Raw genomic sequence first — 7,484 nt, forward strand, 5'->3', positions numbered from 1 at the left:
AGGCAGACTGGGTGCTCGTGACTACTCGTCTGCTGGTCAACGGCCGGATCTACAGTTCATTTGCACCTGACGCGACCTCGATCGCCATCACCGACGGCACCGTCGTGTGGGTCGGCGACGAGCGCGCCGGACGGGCGTTGCACCCCGCCGCGGAGATCGAAGACCTGGGCGGTGCGTTTGTCACTCCCGGGTTCGTCGACACCCACGTCCACATCACTGCATTGGGACTCAATCTCGTCGGTCTCGATCTCGTGGGCGCGAACTCACTGGACGAATGCCTCTCGCGAGTACGAACATTCGCAGCGGCAAACCCCGAAACTGCCCATCCCGACGCAGTCATCTGGGGACACGGTTGGGACGACACCGAGTGGGCAGATCAGACGCCGCCCTCGACCGCGGATCTCGACGCGGCTGCCCCTGGCCGCAAGGTGTATCTCTCGCGGATCGACGTTCACTCGGCCGCGTGCTCGAGCGCATTGCGCGACGGGATCTCCGGCCTCGCCGACACTGCCGGATACTCGGCCGACGGCCCGCTGACCTTCGACGCACACCACCTGGCGCGCAATGCGGCTCGGAACCTGCTGACCGAATCTCAGCGCGCGTCTGCTCGTACCGCGGCGCTCGATCTGTGCGCCTCCCGCGGGATCGTCGCAGTGCACGAGTGCGGGGGACCGGACATCTCGGGACTGACCGATTTCCAGGAACTACTGGCCCACGACCACGGAGTGGAGGTTCGGGGCTACTGGGGTGAGCGCGTCGACACCGAAGAGGATGCTCGTGCACTCCTCGACAAAACCGGAGCAGACGGACTCGGCGGGGATCTCTTCATCGACGGTTCGCTCGGTTCGCATACCGCGTGGCTGCTCGAACCCTATGCAGACCAACCTGATTCGACGGGCAACGCCTATCTCGACGTCGACGCGATCGCCGCACACATCCGGGCCTGCACCCTCGCGGGTGTCCAGGCCGGCTTCCATGCGATCGGTGACGGTGCCGTCTCGTCGGCAGCGGCCGCGTTCCGCAAGGTCGCCGACGAACTGGGTGGCCCCAAGGTCGCCGCGTTGGGTCACCGCCTCGAGCACGCGGAAATGATGTCGATGGCCGACGCGGAAACCTTCGCGGCCTTGGGCGTCATCGCGAGCGTCCAACCGGTGTTCGACGCACTGTGGGGCGGTACCGACGGTCTGTACGCCACGCGCCTGGGAGTCGACCGCGCAGCAGCGTTGAATCCGTTTGCACCTGCTGCCGGTAAGGGTGTCTCGCTCGCATTCAGCTCCGATGCCCCGGTCACCCCCATCGAGCCGTGGGCGATGCTGCGCGCCGCTGTCCAGCACCGCACCGACGGAAGTGGAATCTCACCGCGTGCGGCCTTCTCCGCCGCAACGCGCGGCGCCTGGCGCGCGGGCGGAGTGCGGGACGGCGCCGCGGGAACGCTCAATCCGGGTGCACCCGCCTCCTACGTGTTGTGGGCGGCAGGCGAACTCGAAGTCAGTGCACCGGCCGATTCGGTTCAGCGATGGTCTACCGATCCGCGCTCGCGAGTACCCGCTCTGCCCAGGCTGGCGGAAGATGCGCCGATTCCGGTCTGCATCAAGTCGGTGCATCGCGGACGCGTCGTCTACCAGCGCGGCTCGACGAGTGAGTGAGGCCGGCGCAGAGGCGCCCAGCAGCGATCGCTCCCGCGTGAACGCTGTGCTCACCGGTTCGGCATGGCTACGTTCGCTGTACGCAGCCGCAGGCGGATTCTTGATCTTCGCCGGGTTCCCACCTCGTCCGCTGTGGTTTCTGGCGCCAGTCGGGATCGCTCTTCTGACGTGCGTGTTGACGAACTTCGGTCGAGGCGGATTGCGTCTTCGTGCCGGCTTCGGTTACGGGTACCTGGCCGGTCTCGGATTCCTGGTGCCGTTGCTTCCGTGGATCGGTGTGTTCGTGGGCGCGGTCCCGTGGATCGCGTTGGCCGCGGTGGAGTCGTTGTTCATCGGACTGTTCGGGTTGCTGGCGGTACTGGTGGCGAGGTTGCCTTGGGCACCTTTGTGGATTGCCGCGACCTGGACGCTTACCGAGTGGCTTCGTTCCAGCGTCCCTTTCGGCGGATTTCCTTGGGGCAGGCTCGCATTCGGTCAATCCGAAGGGTGGCTCCTCCCACTCGCGAGTATCGGCGGTGCGCCGCTGCTCAGCTTCGCGGTGGCCCTGACCGGTACCGGCTTGGCAGCAGTCGTCGTCGTTGTCGCGGCAAAACGATGGGACCGAGGATTCTTCGGAGCCGTTGCCGCCGCCATCGTGCCCGTGATCGTTGCTCTCGTGGTGTCGCCGTTTCTTGCCACCATGGATTCCGGCGACCGAACGATCACCGTCGCCGCGATCCAGGGCAGCGTTCCGCGGTTGGGCTTGGACTTCAACTCGCAACGCAAGCAGGTCCTCGACAACCACGTCACCGAAACTGTGAAACTGGCAGCCGAGGTGGACGCGGGCCGCGTCGATCAGCCTGACGTCGTGATCTGGCCGGAGAATGCCTCTGACATCGACCCACTTCGAAACGCCGATGCCGCGGCCGACATCACCCGAGCCTCCGAAGCGATCGGAGCCCCGATTCTTGTCGGCACCGTACTCGTGAATGCCGATCGTACGACCACCAATTCAGTGATCGTGTGGGACGGCGCCAATGGTCCTCAGGAACAGCACGACAAGAAGATCATCCAGCCGTTCGGTGAATACCTGCCATACCGAAGCTTCTTCCGGAACTTCTCCTCGTACGCCGATCGTGCGGGCAATTTCGTGCCCGGCGAGGGCAACGGCGTTGTCCACGCAGCGGGTGTACCGATCGGCGTCGCGACTTGTTACGAGGTTGCGTTCGACCGGGCGTTCCAGGAATCGGTGCGCAATGGTGCGCAGCTGCTGGCAGTACCGACCAACAACGCCACCTTCGGGGACACCGAGATGACGTATCAGCAGCTGGCAATGTCCCGTGTGCGGGCAGTCGAGCACGGCCGTGCCGTCGTTGTGGCCGCAACCAGTGGTGTCAGCGCCATCATCGCTCCCGACGGGGCAGTGACTTCGCAGACCGACCTGTTCGTGCCGGCGGCACTTGTGGCCAAGGTGCCGCTCTCGACCAGCTCCACCCTCGCTACCCGAGTAGGTCCGGCGCCGGAGATCGTGCTCAGCATCATCGCGGTCGGTGCGATTGCCATGGCGCTGGTAGCCCGGCGCCGAGATCGGGCCGAGCAATCACCAGAGGAGGCTGCGGCAATCTGACCCGAGCAACGGATATCGGGCTGCCGATGTTCCGAGGGGCGCCTACGCGGGTACTCGCTGTGCCACCCGTTCCTGCGTAAAGGCGGCCTCCTGTGACCGAGCCAGACAAGACCGAGCCAGACAAGGCCCAGCCTGAGAAGACCGAGCCCCAGACTGCAGTTCGCAAGACCAGTGTCGTCGACGCGGTGCTGCAGTCACCGCTCGCGGGGCTGTCACCGTGGATCCTGCTGTCCTTGCTCTCCGGGCCGGGAAGGTTCGAGGAATCCGCGGCCGCCGCGCTCGGGTTGTCGCTGCTGATCTTGGCGGCCAGTCACCGGCGCGGCGGCACGGTGAAGCTGTTGGAGGTCTTCGACGTCGTGTTCTTCGGCGTTCTGGCGGCCATCGGCCTCCTCGCGTCGGCGAACACGATTCGGTGGTTCGAACTCTGGGGAGGCGAACTGACCAACATCGCGCTGGTGGTCTTTGCCTTCGGATCGATCCTGCTCCGCAATCCTTTCACTTTGCAGTACGCGAAAGAGTCGACGCCTGAAGAGTATTGGACGACGCCACTGTTTCTGCGCATCAACTACGTCATCACCGCAGTGTGGGCGCTCGCCTTCACATGGTCGGCCGCAGTGGGCTTGTTCGGAGACGCACTGCTGCACGACGGAGACAACTTCTGGACCGGATGGATTCTGCAGTTGCTCGGAACCTTCTTCGCGATCTCCTTCACCGAGTGGTACCCCGAGTATGCGCCGAACAAGGCCGCTCAGGCTCAGGGCCTCGAAACCGAACCACCGCAGTCGATTTTCAGGCTGTTCGACTTTTTGCCGGTGTTCGTAGCCGTGACCGGCATCGCGGGGTTGGTGACCGACTCCGTTTCCGTGACCGCAGGCGTCACGTTGATTCTGGTCGGCGTGTTCGGACATCTGGCGATGCGACGGTTCACCGTCGACTAGGAGCTCTCGGTGATCTTGCGCCGACGGGAACTTGGTGCACGATCGTCTCGATGACCGGCAGGTGCCGGCTGATGCACGGAATTTGTCCGTTTCTGCGATAGTCAGTGCACCTGCCGTGCAATGGAAACGAGGGAAATTGAGCGTTATTTCGAGTACTGCACACAAGCACGAGCCCATACACGGACGACGTCCACCAGCGGATCACCGCTTCCTCGGACTCGACACACGCGTCTTCCCACACGCCCTCGCGATCTTGGGGGTGTGGATGCTCTGGACCGTGATCGTGCCCGCCATCGATTCCGCTGTCTCCTCCGAAGATCCAACCGGCGCCGGAGACCGAATGGCCGTGACCGAAACGGTCTCCTTCGCCGCACCTGCGGGCTGGAATGTCGAGAGTGGTTTCCGAACCGACCAACATGGCGCGTCCGATTCGCTCCCACGTGTGACGTTGACCGGCGGCACCGTCACCGTGAGCGTCGACGCCGACACATTCAGTGGAACTGCCGACGAGCTCCTCTCCCAAACAGATGCCGTGAGTCTTGCGACGAACGGCAGTTCCGTGCTTGCGGTCTCCGGTACACGCCAGCCGATCAGCACCGACGGGGGTCTGAGCGGCGTCCAGGTCAGCTTTGACACTCCGCGGTCCGCCGGATCGGTGACCACATTCGTCGCCGACGGCGAGGGGATTCGGGTACAGGTAGTCGGCCCACCCGATCAGATCGCCGCCCGCGGTCGAGAAATCACCGACATGATCGCCTCCATCGGCACACATGAGGGAGACACCAAGTGAGCAGCGATCTCCTCGAAACCCGCTCCCGCGCATTCGATACGACGGCCTGGGGCGAGAAATTTCACTTCTTCCAACCACGCAACGTCGTGTTCTGGATATACCTGTGGATGTGCGGATTCGGCCTCGTCAAAGGCTGGCAGATGTTCGCCCCCTTCGCCGGATACTTCGGGCGCGCACTCCTCGTTGCCGGCATCGTCGGCATCATCAGTGCCGCGGTCTGGACATGGTGGTTCCGGCACATCGACCGCTACGAACGCCAACCCGTAGGACTAGTGGTCACCGGCTTCATCTGGGGCGCCACCGCAGCAACGTTCACTATCGCAGTACCCGCGAACGGAGCAGTCGGCTCGCTCTACACGAAGATTTTCGGGCAGGTATGGGCTCAGGACTGGCATGCGGGCCTCTCTGCACCGTTCGTGGAGGAAACCGCCAAAGGCATCGGCATCGTCGTCCTCCTCGCGCTTGCACCGCGACTGGTGCGCACCGCAACCGACGGCCTGCTCCTCGGCGCTTTCATCGGCTTGGGATTTCAGACCAGCGAAGACTTTCTGTACTCGATTGCCGGCGCGACGCAGGGCTTCGGCGCCCACCAAACCGACGGCCTGATCGGTTCCATCGCCACCCGCACCTACTCCGACATCGTCTCTCATCCCCTCTTTACAGCCCTTTTCTGCGCCGGCGTGATCTATCTGATCGGCACCCCGGCCCAGCCCCGGCGGATCGGACGCGGATTGGCGTTGATCGTGGCACCCATCCTGATCCACGGCGTGTGGGATTCGATGCTCGCGATCGCCGGCGGCAGCAGTTCGCTCGTGTTCGTCATCATGATCGGCGACATCGTCTTCGCTTTCACTGCCTTGTGGATCGCGTTCGTCTGGGCGCACCCACGTGAGTCCCACTTCGTCCGTGACATTCTCGCCCCGGAAATCGAGTCCGGCGTCCTGACCGACGCCGAGGTGACAGCCGCCGGCGGATGGCGACAACAACGCACTTACGCGAAAGCCGCACCCACTCGCACCGAACGTCGCCAACGACGACATATCGTTCGTGCCGCGCTGGATCTGTGCAGCGACCTTGCTGTCAGCAAGGGCGACGACAGCTCCCAGGTCGTCGAATCACGCAACGAAATCACCCGCCTCCGCCAAGGAACCGCGGCACAGAGCATCGCTCGGTGACCGCGAAGTAGCGGAAGTACCGTTCAGCACCGTAAGTCATTTACCCACACCCCAGTCGGCGTGAGTGGGGTACCGAAGTTTGGTGTGTCGCGGGGTGGGGGATACAGCTCACACTGGTGCACGAAGCAGTGCCGATGGTTCTCCAGCGCGAATCGCGAATCCGCGCACTGTCGGCTCGCGAGTGCGCCTGGATGCTGAATGACGTTGTCCTGAAGTGCCTTTGAGGACCGCGAAGCATCCTGAAGTTGCCACGTCGAAGAAGGGCCGAAGTATGACGTCGACTTGTGAACGATCACTCCCCGTAGAACGAGAAAGACCGCCCGGTGTAGAACCGGACGGTCTTGATCGAAGTGCTAGTTCATGCGCCGCGACGCTTGGCCTTCAGCAAATCGAGACGCTCTTTGAGGAGCTCTTCGAGTTCCTCGACCGAGCGACGCTCGAGCAGCATGTCCCAGTGGGTGCGGGGAGGCTTGACCTTCTTGGCTTCGGGGGCAGTTCCCTCCATGAGGGCGCCTTCGAGGCCGTTGCGGCACAACCAGGTGCCGGGGATCTCGGCTTCGTCCGCGAACGGGATGTCGAAGATCTCGCCGTTCTCGCACTTGTACTTGGCCATACGACGGGGCGCGAGGTCATGGTCACGGTCGGTCTCGTAGCTCACAGCTCCGAGACGGCTACCTCGAAGTACGCGATCTGCCATGGTGGTGTCCTCTCTTCGTTCGTCACCGCTGGTGGGCGCCCTGACTTGGGGAGTAGACGCTCACACTCATCTACAACGCCACGAGCACCCGATTGGTTCCCGTGTGGCGAGAAGACGCAACCTCTCCATCTTACCGGGTACCGCGCGCGTTCAGCGAAGGCGTCCGAATCTCGAGTACAGTGTCGACTCATGGCTGAGAGCACACGCGTCGGATCACCGCAGACTGCGCGTTCCGGAAACCCGTGTGTGTGGTGCGGCCGCGAGGTCGCGGTGACGGGAGTGGGTCGTCGTCGCCGGTACTGCAGCCAGTCTTGTCGCCAGCGCGCGTACGAGCAGCGCAATGCCGTCAAGGGCACGACGATCCCGGCTGACGCCGTCATCTTGACCGCCGTCGAGGCCGTCGAACTGGTGGATCGGATGTTCGAGGTTCGCTGCGCCGCCGAAGATGTGGCGACTGCTGTTGCCGAGGGAGCCGAAAGTTCGGAACTCGCACAGTTGTGTGAACGGTTGACCGAACTTGCCCGTGAAGCCGAACGTTTCCGGTGAAGCAGGTGTGGGCAACCGGTTTCTAGCCTTGCGTTGAGCACCGCAGCACTGCGGTGCGCCTGACGCCTGACGACGACAAATTCTGA

The 7,484-nt window shown here is 63.7% G+C and carries 7 protein-coding genes; 6 read left to right on the forward strand and 1 reads right to left on the reverse strand.

Translation table 11 applies throughout. The annotated features are described in order from the left end of the window. Positions 1-11 precede the first annotated feature (11 nt). From ABX74_RS02845 to ABX74_RS02865, 5 genes are all read left to right on the forward strand, one after another. Positions 12-1,646, forward strand: a complete 1,635-nt coding sequence (locus ABX74_RS02845; protein WP_021333480.1) for an amidohydrolase — start codon at positions 12-14, stop codon at positions 1,644-1,646. Positions 1,647-1,683: 37 nt separating this feature from the next. Then, positions 1,684-3,252 (forward strand): apolipoprotein N-acyltransferase, encoded by a 1,569-nt coding sequence (gene lnt, locus ABX74_RS02850; protein ID WP_047888177.1) that lies wholly within the window; start codon positions 1,684-1,686, stop codon positions 3,250-3,252. Between the two features lie 92 nt (positions 3,253-3,344). Continuing rightward, positions 3,345-4,190, forward strand: coding sequence for a hypothetical protein (locus ABX74_RS02855; protein ID WP_019748476.1), 846 nt, complete (start codon positions 3,345-3,347; stop codon positions 4,188-4,190). Between the two features lie 136 nt (positions 4,191-4,326). Further along, a complete protein-coding gene (locus ABX74_RS02860) occupies positions 4,327-4,980 on the forward strand; it encodes a hypothetical protein (protein ID WP_223257808.1) in 654 nt (217 codons plus the stop codon). After that, positions 4,977-6,155, forward strand: a complete 1,179-nt coding sequence (locus tag ABX74_RS02865) for a PrsW family intramembrane metalloprotease (protein WP_020969637.1) — start codon at positions 4,977-4,979, stop codon at positions 6,153-6,155. The genes ABX74_RS02860 and ABX74_RS02865 overlap by 4 nt, the downstream gene beginning before the upstream one ends. Positions 6,156-6,513: 358 nt before the next feature. Here the strand turns inward: ABX74_RS02865 and ABX74_RS02870 are convergent, their stop codons facing one another. Beyond that, entirely contained in the window at positions 6,514-6,852 is a 339-nt protein-coding gene (locus ABX74_RS02870) for an RNA polymerase-binding protein RbpA (protein WP_019748472.1), read from the reverse strand. A 189-nt stretch (positions 6,853-7,041) separates the two neighbouring features. Here ABX74_RS02870 and ABX74_RS02875 point away from each other — a divergent pair, with 189 nt between their 5' ends. After that, positions 7,042-7,398, forward strand: a complete 357-nt coding sequence (locus ABX74_RS02875; RefSeq protein ID WP_020907776.1) for a hypothetical protein — start codon at positions 7,042-7,044, stop codon at positions 7,396-7,398. The last annotated feature ends 86 nt before the right edge of the window (positions 7,399-7,484 follow it).

This window comes from Rhodococcus sp. ARP2, assembly GCF_001029585.1.
GTDB classification, from domain to species: domain Bacteria; phylum Actinomycetota; class Actinomycetes; order Mycobacteriales; family Mycobacteriaceae; genus Rhodococcus_F; species Rhodococcus_F erythropolis.